The organism is Ottowia oryzae, assembly GCF_003008535.1.
GTDB lineage: Bacteria > Pseudomonadota > Gammaproteobacteria > Burkholderiales > Burkholderiaceae_C > Ottowia > Ottowia oryzae.
In genome coordinates, this window is sequence record NZ_CP027666.1 from 2,812,909 (window position 1) to 2,830,001 (window position 17,093).

The following is a 17,093-nucleotide window of genomic DNA, read 5'->3' on the forward strand; positions in this document are numbered from 1 at the left end:
GGACGGCCTTCTTCCATGTCTGCAGCACCCAGCGCCACGCGCGCCCTCGCTGAAGCGCTGATCGCCCGGCCCTCCGTCACGCCGCAAGACGCGGGCTGCATCGACCTGCTGGCCGCCAGGCTGGCGCCCCTGGGCTTCGTCAACGAAATCATCGACAGCGGGCCCGACAGCTTCCGTGTGCGCAATTTGTGGTCAAAACGACCTGCAGCGCTTTCCGCACCTGCGTCAGCAGCTATAAAAACCATAGTATTCGCGGGCCATACCGACGTGGTGCCCACCGGCCCGCTGGCGCAGTGGGCCAGCGACCCCTTCACGCCCACCGAGCGCGATGGCAAGCTGTTCGGCCGCGGCGCCAGCGACATGAAGACCTCGATCGCCGCGTTCGTGGTGGCCACCGAGCAATTCCTGGCCGCGCACCCCGATGCGCCCTTGAACATCGCCCTGCTGCTCACCAGCGACGAAGAAGGCCCGGCGCTGGACGGCACCGTGGTGGTGTGCGAGGCACTGAAAAGCCGCGGTGAAGTGCTGGATTACTGCATCGTGGGCGAGCCCACTAGCGTGAACCACACTGGCGACATGATCAAGAACGGCCGCCGCGGCACGCTGTCGGGCCGGCTAGCGGTCAAGGGCATCCAGGGCCACATCGCCTACCCGCACCTCGCAAAAAACCCGATTCATGAGCTGGCGCCCGCGCTGGCCGAGTTGGTCGCCATCGAGTGGGACAAGGGCAACGACTTCTTCCCGCCCACCAGCTGGCAGGTCAGCAACATCCACGGCGGCACCGGCGCCAGCAACATCATTCCGGGCCAGGTCGTGGTGGATTTCAACTTCCGCTTCAGCACCGAATCCACGCCCGAATCGCTGCAGCAACGGCTGGAAGCGGTGCTGGCCAAGCACGGGCTCGACTACGACCTGAAATGGACGCTGGGCGGCCGCCCCTTCCTCACGCCGCCCGGCACACTGGTGCAGGCGGTGCAGGCCGCCATCCGCGCCGAAACGGGGCTGGATACCGGGCTTTCCACCACGGGCGGCACCAGCGACGGGCGCTTCATCGCGCAGATCTGCCCGCAGGTGATCGAGCTGGGCCCGCCCAACGCCAGCATCCACAAGATCGACGAGCACATCGCCGTGGCCGACATCGAGCCGCTGACGGCCATCTACCGCCGCGTGCTGGAAAACCTGGCCGCGCTGCCAGCGGCCGCATGACGCTGGCCGAGCTGATCGCCGACACCGAACGCGCCCTGACCGCCGCGGGCGTGGGCTTTGGCCACGGCACCACCAACGCGCACGACGAGGCCGCCTGGCTGGTGCTGCACGCCGTGGGCCTGCCGCTGCATACGGACTTCACCGATTCCAAGCAAAACCAGGATCTGGCGCCCGAGCAGCTTGGGCAGGCAGCTACGCTTTTAAGAGCAAGAACCGAATCCCGAAAACCCCTGGCCTACCTGATTGGCGAGGCCTGGCTGCAAGGCGTGCCGTTCACGGTGGACGAACGCGCCATCGTCCCGCGCAGCCTGATCGCCGAAGTGATCGCCGATGGCAGCGTGGATCCGTGGCTGGGCGACAAGACGCACCGCGTGCTGGACCTGTGCACCGGCAACGGCAGCCTGGCCGTGCTGGCCGCGATGGCATGGCCGGACGTGCAAGTGGACGCGGCCGATCTGTCGCCCGATGCGCTGGCCGTGGCCGCCCTCAACGTGCAGCGCCACGCGCTGACGAACCGCATCCGCCTGATCGAATCCGACGGGCTGGCGCGGTGCGACGGGCCTTACGACCTGATGCTGTGCAACCCGCCCTACGTCAACGCGCAAAGCATGGCGACGCTGCCGGCGGAATACCTGGCGGAGCCAGAACTGGCTTTGGCAGGCGGCGCCGACGGCATGGATTTTGTGCGCCAGCTGATCGAAGCTGCTCCGCAGCACCTCAGTGCGCAAGGCGTGCTGGTGCTGGAAATCGGCAACGAGCGTGCGCATTTCGAGGCCGCCTTCCCCACATTGAACCCGGTGTGGCTGGAGACCAGCGCGGGCGGCGACGCGGTGCTGCTGCTGACCCGCCAGGCCTTGCGTGCCTGACCCGGTTGGCGTGCCGGGCACCCAGGTAGCGCCTGATCGCCGCACCGGCGCAGAGATGGCCGCATCCAGCAGCGCGGCGGCATGGTCCTTGTCCGACGCCCTGCGCGACCAGATCCGGGCCGCCCTGAGCCGCTTCGCCGTGCAAGCGGTCCACGCGCCGGAGGGCACGCCACGCGCCGCGGTCACCCTGACCGTGCTGGACGAAGGACTCGGCGCCGACGTGCACGGCATCGCCGCACCCGCGCGCTGGAGCGACGCCGCCGCCTTGCTGCTCACCCGGCGCGCCGCGCACCTGAAGCGCCACGCAGGCCAATGGGCGCTGCCCGGCGGGCGCATCGAGCCCGGCGAATCGCCCGAGCAGGCGGCGCTGCGCGAGCTGCACGAAGAAGTCGGCCTGGCCCCCCACCGTGTGCAGGTGCTGGGGCGGCTGGACGACTACGCCACGCGATCCGGCTTCGTGATCACGCCCATCGTCGTATGGGCGGGCGCGGTGCCCGCTCTGGCGCCCGACGCGAACGAAGTCGCCAGCACCCACCGCATTCCCTTGACTGAACTCCTGCGGCCCGACGCGCCGCTGCTGGACGCGAGCGAGCATTCGCCCCACCCCGTGCTGCGCATGCCCGTAGGCACGAGCTGGATCGCCGCGCCCACCACCGCCTTGCTGTACCAGTTTCGCGAAGTCTGCCTGCGCGGCCAGGCCACCCGCGTGGCGCATTTCGACCAACCGCAGTTTGCCTGGCGCTGATACCGGCCAAGCCATCCTTTCACCCGCTGGCGCGGAAAGATACTGTGATCGCCGCCCAGCGCTCGGCGCAGTCTTCCGCCTTTGTGGCCCGCCGCCTTGGTTTTTGGAGCGGTGTGACCGCCGATGGCCGCGCCCGCGCCAGCACGCGCTGCTTGGGCAGCGGACGACACCCGTCGCCTCAGAATGTCGCGTTCAGGCTGATCCAGTATCGCCGCCCGTCGTACACCGCACCATAGATATCGTTGTCGACCTTCTTGTCCAGCAGGTTGTAGATGCCCACGCCCAGCTTCATGTTCTTGGTGAAGTTGTAGTTCAGGCCCACGTCGACGAAGGTGAAGGCTGGCGTACCTTCCACCATGCTGGTGCGGCTGAGGTAATCCGAGGTGCGGCCGCGAAAGTTGACGCGGCTCCACACGTTCATTTGGGGCAACGCACGCCAGTCGGCGGTGGCGTTGAACATGTGCTTGGGCATCTTGTTCAACGGCTTGCCCTTGAACGTGCCGCTCTTTTGCTCTGAATGGGTGAAGGTGTAGTTGGTGGCCAGGCGCAGGGCGTCGGTGGCGTCCCAGGTCAAGGTGGCTTCAATGCCGCGCATGGTGGCTTTGTCCACGTTGACCCGGTCGCTGATGAACTTGTAGGGCGTGCCGTAGATGGTGCAGTTGCCGGTGATGATGCGCGAGCCCGCGCCCTCCGTGTCGGAGCAGCTGCGGATCTCGGTGATCTTGTCCTTGAAGTTGGTGTTGAACACCGTGAAGCTGGCACCCAGGCCGCGGCGGTTGTCCCATACCACGCCGATTTCCTGGCTGGTGCTCTTTTCGGGCTTCAGGTTGGGGTTGCCGCGAATCACCGCCGGATCGCCTCCGCCGCCGGTGACCTGGCCCCAGTCGGCCACAGCCGACCGCAAGCTGGGCGCCTTGAACCCGGTGGAAATCCCGCCTTTGACGCTGAGCTGTTCGGTGGCATGCCACACGCCGTACAGGCGCGGCGTCCAGTGCGTGCCGTAGTTTTGGTCGCGATTCATGCGCAGGCCCGCCGTTAATGCCAGAGATTGCGTCACGCTCCATTCGTTCTCGGCAAACAGCGCCCATTGGTAGCGACTGAGCTTGCTGATCGGGTTGGCCACCACCATTTGGTTGCCTGAGTCTTCCAGGTTTTCCTTCTGGTAGGACACGCCCAGCGTCGCGAGGTGCTTGCCGCCCCCCAGCGGCATCGTGATCTGGCTGTTGAACTCGGTGTTCTTCAGGTACATATCGCGCCCGGGGTTGTCGACCTTGTCCTGCTGCAGGTAGGTTGTCGAAGTGCCCAAACCCCAGCGCCCGGTGTGCGACAGCGCGAAAAGGTTCTTGTCGTAAGCGCTCTTGGACGCGACGTTGGGCGTACACCGTCCGGCGCGGCAAGTCTCGGAAGCAATGGTGCGCCCCGGCGTGGCGATGCGGTCCTGGAGCGTTCGACTGGCTTCGAACACCAGGTCGTGATCCTTGTTCGGCGTCAGGCTCAGCTTGAGCGTGCCTGACGTCGTGTCCTGCTGGTTGAAGCCGCTGACAAAACGGTCTTCGTTGCGGTGCGATTTCTGGCCATAGATCTGCAGGCCCAGCACGTCGTCCTTGATGGGGCCGCCCAAGTAGAAGTTGCCCATGGCGATATCCCCCGAGCGGGACGATTCCTGCAGCGTGCCTTCGGCGCGAACCGAACCGTTCCAGGCCTTGGGTACTTTGCGCGTGATGATGTTGATCACCCCGCCCATGGCGTCCGAGCCATAGAGCGAGGACATCGGCCCTCGGATCACCTCGATGCGGTCGATGGCATTCAGCGGCGGCAACCAGCCTTGCTCGATGCCCGCCCCGTCGCTGTTGGGGCGCGTCTCGCGGGAATTCTGGCGGCGCCCGTCCACCAGCAGCATGGTGTAGCCCGCTGCCATGCCCCGAATGCTGATGTCGCTGCTGCTGCCCCCGCCCGTGACCACCACGCCCGGCACGTCGCGCAAGGCGTCGGTGACGTCCTTGTAGGCACGCTTTTCCAGCTCGGCGCGCGGGACGACGGTGATCGAGGCAGGGGCATCGGCCACCGTCTGCTCAAACCCCGACGCGGTGATGACCACCGTATCCAAAGTGGCCGCGCCACCACCGTTGCCGTCTTCGGCCTGCGCTGCCCATGGAGCGAATACGCTCATCGCGCCCAGCGCAGCGGCCATCGCCGTCGGACGAGCCTGGCCGCCTCGTAGCCCAGCTGTTGCTGCGGCGGCACACCCAGCCACGCCCTTGTTTTTACTCCGTTGCATACCCCAAACCCTCCAGAAAAGACGACACGGACGTCAGCAGGCGCACTGGCCGCCGATCTGTTTTGAATCGCCGATTATTTTTGCGAATGATTCTCATTATAAATAACTGAAATGACCCGTCTCCATGAAGTGCCATTTCTGCGCATCAGAGACCACTCGCCAGTGAGCGGTACCGAGCCTGTCTGCCCGGCTGAAGTCGGATCGAATCGGCGGGCGCAGCCGATACCGCGCGCGGATCACCGCGATCACGTTGGCCCAGGTGAGGCCAGGCCGCGCAGTGGCGGGCAGGTGCCTCTGTCGTTGCGCGCTCTTCAAGCGCACTGAAGGGGCATGCGCAGCGCGCGGATAATCCCCCCTCCCATGATCATCCTGAAGAACGTCATCCTGCGCCGCAGCGCCAAAGTCTTGCTGGACGGCGCCAGCGTCACCCTGAATCCCGGCGAAAAGGTGGGCTTGGTGGGCCGCAACGGCGCGGGCAAGTCCACCCTGTTCGCGCTGATCAACGGCACGCTGAGCGAAGACGGGGGCGACTTCTCCCTGCCCCGGCAATGGCGGCTGGCCCAGGTGGCGCAGCACATGCCCGAAACCGACGAGCCAGCCACCGAATTCGTGGTGGCCGGCGATACGCGCCTCATGGAAGTACGGCAGACCCTGGCGGCTGCCGAGGCTTTGCACGCCAGCAACCCGGACGACGCCGAAGCGGCCATGGCCCTGGCGCAGGCGTACACCGACCTGGCCGACGCGGGCGAGCACGACGCCGTGCCCCGCGCCCAGGCGCTGATCCTGGGCCTGGGGTTTCAGGTGCATGAGCTGAGCCAGCCCGTCAACAGCTTCTCGGGCGGCTGGCGCATGCGCCTGCAGCTGGCGCGCGCGCTGATGTGCCCCAGCGACTTGCTGCTGCTGGACGAACCCACCAACCACCTGGACTTGGACGCCCTGGTCTGGCTGGAAAGCTGGCTGCAGCGCTACGCGGGCACCATGATCGTCATCAGCCACGACCGGGAATTTCTCGACGCCGTGACCGACGTCACCCTGCACATCGAAAACGCGCGCCTGACGCGCTACGGCGGCAACTACAGCAAGTTCGAGGACATGCGCGCGCTGCACCTGGAGCAGCAGCAGCAGGCCTTCGCCAAGCAGCAGGAAAAGATCGCCCACCTGCAGAACTTCATCGACCGCTTCAAGGCCAAGGCCAGCAAGGCCAAGCAGGCGCAAAGCCGCGTCAAGGCGCTGGAGCGCATGGAAAAAGTGGCGCCGCTGCTGGCCGAGGCGGATTTCACCTTCGAATTCAAAGAGCCGGCCAACATCCCCAACCCGATGCTCACCGTCAGCGACGCGAGCTTTGGCTACGAGCAAGACGATGGGCCGCCCAAGGTGATCCTCACCCACGTCAACCGCTCGGTGCTGGCGGGGCAGCGCATCGGCATCCTGGGCGCCAACGGCCAGGGCAAATCCACCTTCGTGAAGACCATTGCGCGCGAAATGGGCGCGCTGGCCGGCACGGTGACCGAGGGCAAGGGCCTGAACATCGGCTACTTCGCGCAGCAGGAGCTGGACGTGCTGCACCCCGGCAGCAACCCGCTGGAGCACATGGTGCGCTTGGCGCGCGAGCTGGGCCCGAATGCGCCCGGCCGCAGCACCGAGCAGGACCTGCGCGGCTTTCTGGGCAGCTTCAACTTCAGCGGCGACATGGTCAAGCAGCCCGTGGGCACCATGAGCGGCGGCGAAAAGGCCCGGCTGGTGCTGGCCATGATGGTCTGGCAGCGCCCCAACCTGCTGCTGCTGGACGAGCCCACCAACCACCTGGACCTGGCCACGCGCGAGGCACTGGCCGTGGCGCTGAACGAATTTGAGGGCACGCTGATGCTGGTCAGCCACGACCGCGCTTTGCTGCGCAGCGTGTGCGACGAGTTCTGGCTGGTCGGCCGGGGCGTGGTCAAAGACTTCGACGGCGACCTGGACGACTACCAGCGCTATCTGCTGGACGAAGCCAAGCGCGTGCGCGAAGCCAACGCCAAGCGAAGCGCTAGTGAATCCATAGCGGCTGCCGCAGCACCCGCCAGCGCTGGCGCCTCAAAAGATGCCCCAACTGCACCGCCGAAAGCGGCCAGCGCCCCACCCGCTGCACCTGCTGCGCCGGCCCTCAGCGCCGCCGAGCAGCGCCGCGCGGACGCGCAACGCCGCCAGCAGCTGGCCGAGCAAACCCGCCCCCTGCGCCGCGAACTGGCGCAGGCGGAAGAGCGCATGGACGCCATCGGCACCGAACGCGGCGCGCTGGAGGCCCAGCTCAGCCAGCCGCTGCCCTCGGACGAAATCGCCCAGGCCGGGCGCCGGCTGAAGGCCCTGGGCGACGAACTCGATCAGCTGGAAGCGCGCTGGCTGGAGCTGTCTGACCAATTGCAGACACTGGAGCAGACACCCGCCGCTTGAGCCCCGGGGCGCTTTCGCCTGCCCCGCGACGATGTAGGCCAACGCCGCAAGTTGGCCCGCCTGCGCTGAAATCCACCGCAGACGGCATTACAGTTTGCGTTGTCTTTCTTCTACTTGGACGATTCTGAAAGGAACGCACCGTGAGCATCATCGTCACCATCATCGTGGGCTTCATCGTGGGCCTGATCGCCCGCGCCATCATGCCCGGCAACCAGGCCATGGGCTGGATCATGACCACCATCCTGGGCATCGTCGGCTCGCTGGTGGCCAGCTACGGCGGCGCCGCGCTGGGCCTGTACCCGGCTGGTTCGCCCGTGGGCTGGATCGCCTCGATCATCGGCGCCATCGTCGTGCTGTTCTTGTACGGCTTGGTCACCAAGAAAGGTTGAACACCGCACGGCGGGCCTGCCGCGCTGGCGCACCCGCCGTGGCCCTGAGCCTTCCCTGAGTTTCGAGACAGCCCATGGCATTACGCAAATCCGAACCCGACGCAATGGCGCTGGCCCAAGGGCGCCCAGAGTTGGTTGACGCCGTGCAGCGCAGCCGCCAGTTGCTGCGCAAACGCGCTGCGGTGGCCGGCGTGGCCGCGGCAGTGCCCTTCCCCGGCCTGGATTGGGCTGTGGACGCCGCCTTGCTGACCAAATTGCTGCCGCGCATCAACAGCGAATTCGGGCTGGCGCAGCAGCAGATCGAGCAGCTGGACGCCAAAGAGAAAGAGCGCGTGCAAAAGGCCATTGCGATGATCGGCTCGGTGCTGATCGGGCGGGTGGTCACCAAAACGCTGGTGCTGCGCTTTGCGCGCGTCGTGGGCGTGCGGCTGACGGCAGCGCAGGCGGCCAAGTACGTCCCGCTGGCGGGCCAGTTGGTGTCCGGCGCGCTGGGGTACGCCGCGCTGCGCTACCTGGGCGAGCAGCACATTCGCGATTGCGTGAAGGTCGCCCTGGCAGCGCCGCTGGCCTTGCCACCGCCGGCCGAGAAGAAGACCGTGCGCCGCGTGCGAGGCCTTTCCGTGCGCGCCAGCCGCGATGAACGCGAAGGCAGCTCGGTGATCGTGCCGCCTGTGCAGTAAGGTTTTTTTCGCGAAGCGGGTTCAGCCACGCTGGCCGATCACGGGCCGAATCAGCTACCGGGCGCCTTGGGCGCCTTTTCTTTGGCCTGCCAGTGTGGCCACTTCAGCGGCGCGCGAAGGTGTTTGGGGCTTCGGCTGAACAATCGGCCGCGTGGAAGTCCGCCAGCCAGCCCACGTCAATCCTATCCATCAAATCGCGCGCCAGCGCTGGCCGCATGGGCGCCGGCAGCTATTATTTGAGTAGCGTAGTGCCGCTAAGCGGCAGCGCCTTTGGGATGTGCGTAGGCACCTGCCGATGCCGCGTCAACATCTGTGACCCAAGGCTCCCCACAGAAGGCCGTTCGAGGACGCGACCGGCAGCGGAGCCACTAAGCGCTCATCGGTCACCAGGCGGCCTCGGGCCGCCCTGGCCCGCGCGCCGCCAATGCGTGCTTACTTCTTCGCGCTCTGGCCTTCGAACCAGCGTCCGATCAGCGCGCGTTCGTCGTCGGTGATCTGCGTGGCGTTCGACAGCGGCATGATTTTCGTCACCACCACCTGCTGGTAGATCTGCTGGGCGTGCAGTTCGGCCTGCTCCTGCGAATCGACCCGCACGTTCTTCATCTGCACCACATCGCCGTGGCACGAATAGCAGCGCTGCTCCAGCACCGGGCGCAGCTGGGCGTAGGTGACGGGCGCGGCGGCAGCGCTGGGCGCGGCGCCGGCCGGGGCGGGTGCGGGGCGCAGCCAGACGATCAGGCCCAGCAGCAGCACGACGCCCATTGCCGCAAACGGCCAGGGGTTGCGCGCGCGGCCCAAGTGCCAGCCGTGGCGCTGCACGAAGAATTGGCGAATCAGCGCGCCGGCCATCATCAGCACGAACAGCACCACCCACTTGTGCGAGTGGCTGTACAGGAAGCTGTAGTGGTTGCTGAGCATGGCGATCAGCACCGGCAGCGTGAAGTAGGTGTTGTGCACGCTGCGCTGCTTGCCGCGCTTACCGTGGATGGCCAGGCTGCTGGCGTCGTACGCGCCGCCGCCGGTCATGGCCGCCACCACCTTGCGCTGGCCGGGGATGATCCAGAAGAACACGTTGGCGCTCATGGTGGTGGCCAGCATGGCGCCGATGATCAGGAAGGCCGCGCGGCCCGAGAACAGATGGCAGGCCAGCCAGGTAGCAGCGGCCACCACCACGATCAGCATCAGCGCCACGGTGCGCTCACCGTTCTGGCGAAAGCCGAAGACGCGGCAGATGGTGTCGTAGATGAACCAGAAGCCCACCAGGAAGGCGATGGCGGTAAAGCCCGCCGCCATGGGCGACCAATCAAACACCTGCTTGTCGATCAGGAAGGCGTTGGCGTTCCACAGGTACAGCACGCAAAACAACGCGAAGCCCGACAGCCAGGTGGAATAGCTTTCCCAGTAGAACCAGTGCAGCTTGGAATCAATGATGCCGCCCTGCGGCGCCACCATGTACTTCTGCGGGTTGTAAAAACCGCCGCCGTGCACCGCCCACATGGCGCCGTCGACCCCTTTTTTCTTCAGGTCGTCGGCCGTGGGCGCCAGCAGGTTGTTGTCCAGAAAGACGAAGTAGAACGACGAGCCGATCCAGGCGATCGCCACGATCACGTGCAGCCAACGCAGCAACAGGTTGGCCCAATCCAGCAGATATGCTTCCATGCATGCCCCATGTCGGTTCGCCACTGCGGGCGCTGCGAACCAGGTAAAGAATGACCGCGCTTTTGGCGTCGATTGGCACATGGCCAAACGCTACCCAGGGCACCGCTGCGATCTCCAAAAAATTGTATACACAGTTGTGTGCAGATTCCATAAATTGACTGTCATCTGCGCGTCAAACAACAATTTGCACCAAGTGACCCAAAAATCGGCGAAAATGCGCGGTTTACCGTTCCGGCACCCACCAACCCAATAAAGGATCATCATGGGCAACAAGATCGTTACCGAAGCCATGCGCAAGGCGACTGCGCCGCTGCCAGGCGCTACCGTTCGCAAGCAAGCCACGGGCCAGCTGCGCAGCCAAGAGCGCGGCGCGCACACCCGCAGCAAGAAAAACCCCGGCAAGCGTCCGCACCAGGGTTGATGCTGCGGCCAACGCAGCCGGGCGCTTGCTCCTGATTCAGGAGCTGCCCCCGAAGATCAGGCGCCGGCTGGCGCCTTTTTTTATGTCTGGTCTTTGGGTAGCGACCAAGTGGCTGCGTTGCTTTGCAGCAGTTGCGCCACCACGGCCACTGCGACGACAGCCGGCTGCTTGCCGCCAATGCCGGGCACCCCGATGGGGCACGTGACGCGTGCCAGCTCGCCTGCCGTGAAGCCGCGGTCGCGCAGGCGCCGCTGAAAGCTCGCCCATTTGGTGCTGGAGCCGATCAGGCCGATGTAGGGCAAATCACCGCGCGCCCGTTGCCGGTGCAAGCAAGCCGCGATGATTTCAAAGTCTTCGGCGTGGCTGAAACTCATCACCACCACCCGGCTACCCGGCGGCACGTCGGCCACCGCGGCCTGCACGGGGTCGGAATGCTCGCAGCGCACGTGGGCGGGCGTCGCTTGCGGAAAAACCCCGTCGCGGCTGTCCACCCACAGCACCTCCAGCGGCAAATCGGCCAGCAGACGCACGATGGCCTGCCCGACATGGCCACCACCAAACAGCGCAACGGTGCTTTGCGGCGCAGCCAGGCGTTGCTGCAGCGCAGGCCAGTCGGACGCGGCTACCGACTCAAACGACAGCCACGCCACGCCGCCACAGCACTGCGCCAGGCTGGGGCCCAGCGGATAGCGCACCTCATCGGCCAGCGCGGTGCCGCTGGCCAGTGCCTGGCGCGCCCGCGCAAGCGCCTGCCATTCCAGCTGCCCGCCACCCACAGTGCCCACCTGATCGGCGGGCCAGACCGCCATCCATGCGCCCACTTCGCGCGGCACCGAGCCCTGTGCGCACGACACACGCACCAGCACGGCGGGCGCCGCCTGCAGGCGCAAGGCAAGGGCATCAAGGTCGCGCACGGTGGGCTTTGACAGCGTGGGGGAGAGTCGCGCAGTATGCACACAAAGGGTCTGCGCCAACGCAAGCTTCAGGCCACGCGGAGCGCGCGCGGCGGCGCCATGACTGACTAAGCCGCAGGGCTCAACGCCGTTGGTCTGGCCGGCAGCGCCCTAACCCCGCGCCTATCGGCTGCGGCGCGGCGCCGTCTAGCGTCCGCCGCACCCGCCTCAAGAGCCGCGGTAGGTGGAGTAGCTCCACGGGCTGCACAGCAGCGGCACGTGGTAATGCTGGTCGGTGTGCGCCACGCCGAAGTCCAGGTGCACCACGTCCAGGAAAGGCGGCTCAGGCAGCGTCACGCCCTGGGCGCGAAAGTACGCCGCCACGTCAAAGCTGAGGCGGTACGTGCCCGCGCGCAGGCTGTCGTTGTCGTACAGCGGGCCGTCGGGGTTACGGCCGTCGGCGTTCAGCGTGAAGCGCTTGACCAGCGTCAGCGTGTCGCCCTTGGTTTCGTACAAGGCCACGCCCATGCCAGCGGCAGGCGTGCCGTGCATCGTGTCCAGAACATGCGTGCTCAAGCCCATGCGGTGCTCCTATTCAAGATTGTTCACAAAAGTGTATACAGTTTTTGGAATCGCGCCTATGATGAGTTTCCATGGAAGCCTCGAGCACTGAGACCATCGCTCAGGCGCTGACCAGCGCCATTGTTGAGCATCGCCTGCGCCCCGGCAGCAAGCTGGTCGAACAGGCGTTGGCCGATCACTTTGAAGTCTCGCGCACGCTGGTGCGGCAGGCGCTGTTTCAGCTGTCGCAAAAGCGCCTAGTCCGGCTGGAGCCCGCGCGCGGCGCGTTCGTGGCCAGCCCTTCTGCCGCCGAAGCGCGCCAGGTGTTCGCCGTGCGGCGCATGCTGGAGGTGGAACTCACCCGCGCCTTCGTCGAGGCCGTGACGCCCGAGCACATCGATGCCCTGCGCGCGCACGTGGCGGCCGAGCAATCGGCGCTCAAGCAAGGCGATGTGGCCGACCGCAGCGAGCTGCTGGGCGACTTTCACGTGCGCATGGCCCAGCTGATCGGCAACGACGTGCTGGCCGAAGTGCTGCGCGACCTGCTGGCGCGCTGCGCCATCGCCACCCTCGTTTATCAAAGCAGCAGCGCCGCGCACGATTCGGCGGCTGAGCACGCCGCGCTGGTCGAATGCTTTGCCACCGGCAACGTTGCGCAAGCGGTGCGCCTGATGCGCGAACACCTGGACCACGTCGAGGCGGGCCTGAACCTGGACCAGCCCGGCCCCAGTGATGATCTAAAAACGGCGCTGGCGCGCGCCTGACCAGCGCCAGCAGCTATTTATTGCATAGCAAACTGCATCTTTCATGTACGACACCACAGCCCCCTACCCCCGCGACTTGATCGGCTACGGCGCGGATGTGCCGCACGCACGCTGGCCCGGCGGCGCACGCATCGCCGTGCAGTTCGTCCTCAACTACGAGGAAGGCGGCGAGAACAGCGTGCTGCACGGCGACGCAGCCAGCGAACAGTTTCTGTCCGAGATGTTCAACCCCGCCGCCTACCCCGAGCGGCACATGAGCATGGAAGGCATTTACGAATACGGATCGCGTGCGGGCGTGTGGCGCATCCTGCGCGAATTTGACCAGCGCCGCTGGCCGCTGACGGTGTTTGGCGTGGCCACGGCGCTCGTGCGCCACCCCGAAGTCACGCAGGCTTTCATCCGCCGGGGCGACGAGATTGCCTGCCACGGCCTGAAGTGGATCCACTACCAGGGCGTCGATGAAGCGACCGAGCGCCTGCACATGGCCCATGCGCTGGACATGATCGAGCAGCAAACCGGCACGCGCCCGCTGGGCTGGTACACCGGCCGCGACAGCCCCAACACCCGCCGCCTGGTGGCCGACGACGGCCGTCTGCTGTACGACAGCGACTACTACGGCGACGACCTGCCGCTGTGGATGCGCGTGCGCAAAAGCGACGGTACCGTGGCGCCGCACCTGGTCGTGCCCTATACGCTGGACAGCAACGACATGCGCTTTGCCCTGCCCCAGGGCTTCAGCCATGCCGAACCGTTCTACCAGTACCTGAAAGACAGCTTTGACACGCTGTACGCCGAGGGCGACCCGGCCGGGCTGGACCGGCCCAAGATGCTCAGCATTGGCATGCACAACCGCCTGCTGGGCCGGCCGGGGCGCATCACCGCGCTGCAGCGCTTCATGGACCACGTCGCCAAGCACCCTGACGTGTGGGTGGCGCGCCGCATCGACATCGCGCGGCACTGGATCGCCACGCACCCGCACACCGCCGCCTGACCCCGCCTGAAACCCCCGCGTGCCGCGCTTGAGCCCCTTGGCGGCACGCCACTTGCTTACCAACCCTTCGCATGGCCCGCGCCAGCGACGCCAGGACAGCCGACATGCCTTACACGCTTGACCAACTCAACGACGCCACCCAGGCCGAAGCCGAGCAGATGCTCGACGGCCTGTACGAGCACACCCCCTGGATCGCCGCCGAGGCGATCAAGCAGCGGCCCTTTCGCTCGCTGGCGCAGCTGAAATGGGCGATGGCCGATGTGCTGGCGCGCGCCGATGTGGATGCGCAGTTGGCGCTGATCCGCGCCCACCCCGAGCTGGCGGGCAAAGCGATGGTGGCCAAGTCGCTCACGGCCGAATCCACCAACGAGCAAAGCAAGGCGGGCCTGACCGACTGCACGCCCGAAGAGTTTGAGCGCATCCAGCGCCTGAACGCCGATTACAACGCCAAGTTCGGCTTCCCCTTCATCCTGGCCGTGCGCGGCCCGCGCGGCACGGGCCTGGCGCGCCAGCAGATCATCGACACCTTCGCGCGCCGGCTGGACAACCACCCCGATTTCGAGCGTGCCGAGGCGCTGCGCAACATCCACCGCATTGCCGAAATCCGCCTGGCCGACAAGTTCGCCGCCGAGCCCACGCTGGGCAACGCCGCATGGGACGCGCACGAGCGCCTGGCCCAGCACAGCGACCCAGGCTTTAAAGAGGCAGGCCAGCTCACCGTCACCTACCTGACCGACGCGCACCGCGCTTGCGCCGCGCAGATCCGCGCCGACATGCAGGAAGCCGGTTTCGACGAAGTGCACATCGACGCCGTGGGCAACGTGGTCGGCCGCTACAAGGCCGACCCGGCCGTGCGCCACCCCAAGACGCTGATGACCGGCAGCCACTACGACACCGTGCGCAACGGCGGCAAGTACGACGGGCGCCTGGGCATCTTCGTGCCCATCGCCTGCGTGCGCGAGCTGGCGCGCGCCGGCCGGCGCCTGCCTTTCGACTTCGAGGTGATCGGCTTTGCCGAAGAAGAAGGCCAACGCTACAAGGCGACCTTCCTCGGCTCGGGCGCGCTGATCGGCCAGTTCAACCCCGACTGGCTCAGCCAGGCCGACGCCGACGGCGTGACCATGCAGCAGGCCATGGCGCACGCCGGGCTGAACCCGGCCGACATCAAGGGCTTGAAGCGCGACCCGGCCAAATACCTGGGCTTCATCGAAGTGCACATCGAGCAAGGCCCGGTGCTGAACGAGCTGAACCTGCCGCTGGGCGTGGTGACGTCGATCAACGGCGGCATCCGCTTCGTGGGCGAATTCTTCGGCCAGGCCAGCCACGCCGGCACCACGCCCATGGACCGCCGCCGCGACGCCGCCACCGCCGCGGCCGAGCTGGCGCTGTACATGGAAGAGCGTGCCGCGAAAGATGGCGATTCCGTCGCCACCATGGGCATGCTGGAAGTGCCCAGCGGCTCCATCAACGTGGTGCCGGGGCGCTGCCGCTTCAGCCTGGACATGCGCGCCCCCAACGACGCGCAGCGCGACCGCCTGGCCGCCGACGTGCTGGAGCGCCTGCAGCAGATCGCCATGCGCCGGGGGCTGAACTACAAGCTGGAGGAATCCATGCGCGCCGCCGCCGCGCCCAGCGCGCCTGAGTGGCAGCGCCACTGGGAAGCCGCCGTTGATTCGCTGGGCCTGCCCATCTTCCGCATGCCCAGCGGCGCGGGCCACGACGCCATGAAACTGCACGAGGTGATGCCCCAGGCCATGCTGTTCGTGCGCGGTGAAAACAGCGGCATCAGCCACAACCCACTTGAATCCAGCACGGCCGACGACATGGACCTGGCGGTGCGCGCCATGCAGCACCTGCTGCAGGCCGTGGCCACCGAAAATACTATCAAATAAATAGCTGCCAGCGCTTATCCCATCGGCGCCAACGCCCTATTCTCTTCAAAACACCATGAGCAACCACGACACCACCTACGCCCAGCTGGACGCCTGGATAGACGCGCACTTCGACGAAGAAGTGGCCTTTTTGCAGCAACTGGTGCGCGTGCCCACGGACACGCCGCCCGGCAACAACGCGCCGCACGCCGAACGCACGGCCGAGCTGGTCGCCGCCTGGGGCTTCGACGCTGAAAAGCACACCGTGCCCGCCGCCGAAGTGCAGGCCTATGGCATGGAGAGCATCACCAACCTGATCGTGCGCCGCCGCTACGGCGATGGCGGCCGCACCGTGGCGCTGAACGCCCACGGCGACGTGGTGCCTCCGGGCGAAGGTTGGACGCACGACCCCTACGGCGCCGAAATCGACAACGGCCAGATGTATGGCCGCGCCACCGCCGTCAGCAAGGGCGACTTCGCCACGTTCAGCTTCGCCGTGCGCGCCCTCGAAGCCGTGGCCAAGCCCACGCACGGCGCGGTCGAGCTGCACTTCACCTACGACGAGGAATTCGGCGGCGAACTGGGCCCCGGCTGGCTGCTGAAAAAGGGCCTGACCAAGCCCGACCTGATGATCGCCGCCGGCTTCAGCTACGAAGTGGTGACCGCGCACAACGGCTGCCTGCAGATGGAAGTGACGGTACACGGCAAGATGGCCCACGCTGCCGTGCCCAGCACGGGGGTGGACGCGCTGCAGGGCGCCGTGGCCATCATGAACCAGCTGTACGCCGAAAACCGCCGCTATGAAAACATCACCTCGCGCGTGCCCGGCATCCAGCACCCTTACCTGAACATTGGCCGCATCGAAGGCGGCACCAACACCAACGTGGTGCCCGGCAAAGTGGTGTTTAAGCTGGATCGCCGCATGATCCCCGAAGAAAACCCCGCCGACGTGGAAGCGCTGATCCGCCAGGTGATCGCCGACGCGGTGGACGGCTTCAACGCCGGGCGCACGGACGAAGGCATTCGCGTGGACATCAAGCGCCTGCTGCTGGCCAACGCCATGACGCCGCTGGCGGGCAACGCGCCGCTGGTGCAAGCCATTCAAAAGCACGGCGAAGCGGTCTTCGGCGACACGCCCCCGGCCGTGGGCACGCCGCTGTACACCGATGTGCGCCTGTACGTCGAACATGGCATTCCGGGGGTGATCTACGGCGCCGGCCCGCGCACCGTACTGGAAAGCCATGCCAAGCGCGCCGACGAGCGCCTGAACCTCGAAGACCTGCGCCGCGCCACCAAGGTCGTGGCCCGCACGCTGTTCGATTTGCTTCAATAACCATAG

15 protein-coding genes are annotated in these 17,093 nt (G+C 66.5%); 11 read left to right on the top strand and 4 right to left on the bottom strand.

The window, feature by feature from the left end:
- Positions 1-15 precede the first annotated feature (15 nt).
- From dapE to C6570_RS12855, 3 genes are read left to right on the top strand one after another with little or no spacing between them, the layout of a single operon-like run.
- Positions 16-1,206, top strand: coding sequence for a succinyl-diaminopimelate desuccinylase (gene dapE, locus C6570_RS12845; RefSeq protein ID WP_106703571.1), 1,191 nt, complete (start codon positions 16-18; stop codon positions 1,204-1,206).
- Positions 1,203-2,072, top strand: coding sequence for a 50S ribosomal protein L3 N(5)-glutamine methyltransferase (prmB, locus tag C6570_RS12850; RefSeq protein WP_106703572.1), 870 nt, complete (start codon positions 1,203-1,205; stop codon positions 2,070-2,072). Before dapE ends, prmB begins: the two co-directional genes overlap by 4 nt.
- Positions 2,065-2,817, top strand: a complete 753-nt coding sequence (locus C6570_RS12855) for an NUDIX hydrolase (RefSeq protein ID WP_245896189.1) — start codon at positions 2,065-2,067, stop codon at positions 2,815-2,817. The genes prmB and C6570_RS12855 overlap by 8 nt, the downstream gene beginning before the upstream one ends.
- Before the next feature lie 178 nt (positions 2,818-2,995).
- Here the strand turns inward: C6570_RS12855 and C6570_RS12860 are convergent, their stop codons facing one another.
- Positions 2,996-4,987: a ligand-gated channel protein gene (locus tag C6570_RS12860; RefSeq protein WP_245896190.1), complete on the bottom strand. Its 1,992-nt coding sequence runs from the start codon at positions 4,985-4,987 to the stop codon at positions 2,996-2,998.
- A gap of 468 nt (positions 4,988-5,455) precedes the next feature.
- Here C6570_RS12860 and C6570_RS12865 point away from each other — a divergent pair, with 468 nt between their 5' ends.
- From C6570_RS12865 to C6570_RS12875, 3 genes are all read left to right on the top strand, one after another.
- Positions 5,456-7,525, top strand: coding sequence for an ABC-F family ATP-binding cassette domain-containing protein (locus tag C6570_RS12865; protein ID WP_106703574.1), 2,070 nt, complete (start codon positions 5,456-5,458; stop codon positions 7,523-7,525).
- A gap of 140 nt (positions 7,526-7,665) precedes the next feature.
- Positions 7,666-7,914, top strand: a complete 249-nt coding sequence (locus C6570_RS12870) for a GlsB/YeaQ/YmgE family stress response membrane protein (RefSeq protein WP_106703575.1) — start codon at positions 7,666-7,668, stop codon at positions 7,912-7,914.
- Between the two features lie 74 nt (positions 7,915-7,988).
- Positions 7,989-8,594: a hypothetical protein gene (locus tag C6570_RS12875; RefSeq protein WP_342747931.1), complete on the top strand. Its 606-nt coding sequence runs from the start codon at positions 7,989-7,991 to the stop codon at positions 8,592-8,594.
- 432 nt (positions 8,595-9,026) lie between these two features.
- Here the strand turns inward: C6570_RS12875 and C6570_RS12880 are convergent, their stop codons facing one another.
- Positions 9,027-10,253 (bottom strand): urate hydroxylase PuuD, encoded by a 1,227-nt coding sequence (locus C6570_RS12880; RefSeq protein WP_106703576.1) that lies wholly within the window; start codon positions 10,251-10,253, stop codon positions 9,027-9,029.
- 262 nt (positions 10,254-10,515) lie between these two features.
- Between C6570_RS12880 and C6570_RS18185 the strand changes: the two genes are divergently transcribed.
- Positions 10,516-10,674 carry a hypothetical protein gene (locus C6570_RS18185; protein ID WP_164675543.1) on the top strand — a complete coding sequence of 53 codons (159 nt, stop codon included), beginning with the start codon at positions 10,516-10,518 and terminating at the stop codon, positions 10,672-10,674.
- Between the two features lie 80 nt (positions 10,675-10,754).
- On the opposite strand, the gene xdhC is transcribed toward C6570_RS18185, so the two are convergent.
- Positions 10,755-11,588 (bottom strand): xanthine dehydrogenase accessory protein XdhC, encoded by an 834-nt coding sequence (gene xdhC / locus C6570_RS12885; RefSeq protein WP_106703577.1) that lies wholly within the window; start codon positions 11,586-11,588, stop codon positions 10,755-10,757.
- Between the two features lie 207 nt (positions 11,589-11,795).
- On the bottom strand, positions 11,796-12,149 hold the full coding sequence (uraH, locus tag C6570_RS12890; RefSeq protein WP_106703578.1) for a hydroxyisourate hydrolase: 354 nt from the start codon (positions 12,147-12,149) through the stop codon (positions 11,796-11,798).
- 71 nt (positions 12,150-12,220) lie between these two features.
- Between uraH and C6570_RS12895 the strand changes: the two genes are divergently transcribed.
- The 4 genes from C6570_RS12895 to C6570_RS12910 all read left to right on the top strand — a co-directional run bounded on the left by C6570_RS12895 (position 12,221) and on the right by C6570_RS12910 (position 17,087).
- Positions 12,221-12,892: a GntR family transcriptional regulator gene (locus tag C6570_RS12895; RefSeq protein ID WP_106703579.1), complete on the top strand. Its 672-nt coding sequence runs from the start codon at positions 12,221-12,223 to the stop codon at positions 12,890-12,892.
- A 43-nt stretch (positions 12,893-12,935) separates the two neighbouring features.
- Positions 12,936-13,883, top strand: coding sequence for an allantoinase PuuE (gene puuE, locus C6570_RS12900; RefSeq protein ID WP_106703580.1), 948 nt, complete (start codon positions 12,936-12,938; stop codon positions 13,881-13,883).
- Positions 13,884-13,987: 104 nt separating this feature from the next.
- A complete protein-coding gene (gene uraD / locus C6570_RS12905; RefSeq protein WP_106704685.1) occupies positions 13,988-15,775 on the top strand; it encodes a 2-oxo-4-hydroxy-4-carboxy-5-ureidoimidazoline decarboxylase in 1,788 nt (595 codons plus the stop codon).
- A gap of 55 nt (positions 15,776-15,830) precedes the next feature.
- Complete coding sequence (locus C6570_RS12910; protein WP_106703581.1) at positions 15,831-17,087, top strand: M20 family metallopeptidase; 1,257 nt, start codon at positions 15,831-15,833, stop codon at positions 17,085-17,087.
- The last annotated feature ends 6 nt before the right edge of the window (positions 17,088-17,093 follow it).

Bases quoted from the DNA above. Each gene is read 5' to 3' on its own strand.
- dapE (WP_106703571.1), top strand. From the start codon at position 16: ATGTCTGCAGCACCCAGCGCCACGCGCGCCCTCGCTGAAGCGCTGATC.
- prmB (WP_106703572.1), top strand. From the start codon at position 1,203: ATGACGCTGGCCGAGCTGATCGCCGACACCGAACGCGCCCTGACCGCC.
- C6570_RS12860 (WP_245896190.1), bottom strand. From the start codon at position 4,987: ATGAGCGTATTCGCTCCATGGGCAGCGCAGGCCGAAGACGGCAACGGT.
- C6570_RS12865 (WP_106703574.1), top strand. From the start codon at position 5,456: ATGATCATCCTGAAGAACGTCATCCTGCGCCGCAGCGCCAAAGTCTTG.
- C6570_RS12875 (WP_342747931.1), top strand. From the start codon at position 7,989: ATGGCATTACGCAAATCCGAACCCGACGCAATGGCGCTGGCCCAAGGG.
- C6570_RS12880 (WP_106703576.1), bottom strand. From the start codon at position 10,253: ATGGAAGCATATCTGCTGGATTGGGCCAACCTGTTGCTGCGTTGGCTG.
- C6570_RS18185 (WP_164675543.1), top strand. From the start codon at position 10,516: ATGGGCAACAAGATCGTTACCGAAGCCATGCGCAAGGCGACTGCGCCG.
- uraH (WP_106703578.1), bottom strand. From the start codon at position 12,149: ATGGGCTTGAGCACGCATGTTCTGGACACGATGCACGGCACGCCTGCC.
- C6570_RS12895 (WP_106703579.1), top strand. From the start codon at position 12,221: ATGGAAGCCTCGAGCACTGAGACCATCGCTCAGGCGCTGACCAGCGCC.
- puuE (WP_106703580.1), top strand. From the start codon at position 12,936: ATGTACGACACCACAGCCCCCTACCCCCGCGACTTGATCGGCTACGGC.
- uraD (WP_106704685.1), top strand. From the start codon at position 13,988: ATGCCTTACACGCTTGACCAACTCAACGACGCCACCCAGGCCGAAGCC.
- C6570_RS12910 (WP_106703581.1), top strand. From the start codon at position 15,831: ATGAGCAACCACGACACCACCTACGCCCAGCTGGACGCCTGGATAGAC.